Raw genomic sequence first — 2,145 nt, 5'->3', positions numbered from 1 at the left:
CACCGCGACCGGCGAGCCCCCCACGCTACTGGCGCGCCCTCGCGCGGGTGCGCCGAGCGGCCCAGGCCCTGGCGGGCGATGGTGCCCGCCCCTGGCCGCCATCGCGGCGGACCATGGCTACGCCGACCAGGCGCATTTCGGCCGCGAATGCCGGCACTGGCTGGGACAGACGCCCGCCCGGCTGAGGGCATCGAAGGACCTGCTGGCTTCCGTGCAGTCCAGCGGCTACGGCTGAACGCTGCCTTGCCATCGGCCACATCGAACCAGCCGCGTGGAACGGCGCAGCGCCGCCCAAGCGCCGCTCCCCCGTCAGTTGCCCGCGCCCATCGGCGTGCACAGCTCCACCAGAAAGCCGTTGCAGTCGTGCACATAGGCCACCGTCTGGCCCCAGGGCATGGACTCTGGGGCCTGCACCAGGGTGGCGCCAGCCTGGATCGCGCGGTCCACGGCTGCGGCGACATCGGCCGTGGTGAAAGCGATCTCACACTGGGGCGCGCCCGCCACCGCCCGCTGCGGGTTCTTGCCCAGCTGGGCCATCAGCTGGAGCGACGAGAACGCCAGCGCGGTGGCGCCGGTGTCCATCTCGCCGAAGTCCCCCGCCTCGTGCACGAAGCGGCGCGAAAGACCGAACGCGGCCTCGTAGAAAGCGACGGTGCCGGGCACGTCCTCGACGTAAAGAATGGTGTAGCCGAACTGCATGGGGTCTCCTTCAGCAAAAGACAGGGTGGATCGAACGTGCCCGCAGCATAGGCGGCCTTTCCGCGCGGTCTGGAAGAAATCCGACATGGGCCGTTGTCCCGGCCGGCGCACCCGGTCCGGCCATCGGACTGCGCAACGGCACCCCCCGCGGCCTACACTGGCAGGCCCGGTGGCGCCGCGGGCAAGCCTTTTGCATGCCGGCCTGCACCGCTTCCGCCAGCCCCCTCACACCCTTGCCCGGCCCCACACACCATGCTCGACCTGCTCATCCACAACGCCACCCTGCCCGATGGCCGCACGAACGTTTCCGTGGCCGTGCAGGACGGGCGCATTGCCGAAGTGACCGAGGGCCTGCAGGCCCCGGCGCACGAGACCGTCGATGCGGGCGGCCTGCTGCTGAGCCCGCCGTTCGTCGATGCGCACTTCCACATGGACTCGACCTTGAGCTACGGCCAGCCCCGCGTGAACGAGAGCGGCACGCTGCTGGAGGGCATCGCGCTGTGGGGCGAACTGAAGCCCCAGCTGACGCACGAGGCCATCGTGGAGCGGGCGATGCACTACTGCGACTGGGCCGTGGCGCGCGGCCTGCTGGCCATCCGCTCGCACGTGGACACCAGCGACCCGCGGCTGCTGCCCGTGCACGCGCTGCTGGACGTGAAGCGCCGCGTGGCGCCCTACCTCGACCTGCAGCTGGTCGCCTTCCCGCAGGACGGCGTGCTGCGCGCCGCGGGCGGCCTGGACAACCTCCAGCGCGCGCTGGACCTGGGCGTGGACGTGGTGGGCGGCATTCCCCATTTCGAACGCACCATGGCGCAGGGAGCGGAAAGCGTGCGCATCCTGTGCGAGCTGGCCGCCGATCGGGGCAAGCGGGTGGACATGCACTGCGACGAGACCGACGACCCGCTCTCGCGCCACGTCGAAACGCTGGCTTTCGAAACCCAGCGCCTGGGCCTGCACGGCCGGGTGACGGGCTCGCACCTCACCTCCATGCACAGCATGGACAACTACTACGTGAGCAAGCTCATCCCCCTGATGGCCGAGGCGCAGCTGGGGGTGGTGGCCAACCCGCTCATCAACATCACCCTCCAGGGCCGCCACGACACCTACCCCAAGCGCCGCGGCATGACCCGCGTGCCCGAGTTGATGGCCGCGGGCCTGACGGTGGCCTTCGGCCACGATTGCGTGATGGACCCGTGGTACGGGGGCGGCAGCGGCGACATGCTGGAGGCCGCCCACATGGGCCTGCACGTGGGGCAGATGACCGGCCAGCAAGCCATGCGCCAGTGCTTCGAGGCAGTGACCACGAACCCGGCCCTGCTGCTGGGCCTGGAGGGCTATGGCCTGCAGGCCGGCTGCCATGCCGACTTCGTGCTGCTGCATGCGCGCGATCCGGCCGAGGCGATCCGGCTGCGCGCCACGCGCCTGGGGGGTGTGGCGGCGAGGCCG

2 protein-coding genes and 1 pseudogene are annotated in these 2,145 nt (G+C 71.0%); 2 read left to right on the top strand and 1 reads right to left on the bottom strand.

The genetic code is table 11. The features are described 5' to 3' along the window. A pseudogene (locus tag AC27IO_RS23270) lies at nucleotides 1-235 on the top strand (hypothetical protein); the annotation flags it as partial. A 74-nt stretch (nucleotides 236-309) separates the two neighbouring features. On the opposite strand, the gene AC27IO_RS23265 reads toward AC27IO_RS23270, so the two are convergent. Then, complete coding sequence (locus AC27IO_RS23265) at nucleotides 310-699, bottom strand: VOC family protein (RefSeq protein ID WP_284430853.1); 390 nt, start codon at nucleotides 697-699, stop codon at nucleotides 310-312. A gap of 252 nt (nucleotides 700-951) precedes the next feature. Between AC27IO_RS23265 and AC27IO_RS23260 the strand changes: the two genes are divergently transcribed. Then, nucleotides 952-2,145 (top strand): amidohydrolase family protein (locus tag AC27IO_RS23260; protein WP_498741033.1); only part of this gene is annotated, 1,194 nt, incomplete at its 3' end.

The organism is Acidovorax sp. KNOB132 (assembly GCF_057541515.1).
Note: the sequence above shows the minus strand (reverse complement) of the source record. Positions and strands in the feature narration are given on the sequence as shown.

Coding starts and splice junctions, on each gene's coding strand:
- AC27IO_RS23265 (WP_284430853.1), bottom strand. CDS start 699: ATGCAGTTCGGCTACACCATTCTTTACGTCGAGGACGTGCCCGGCACC.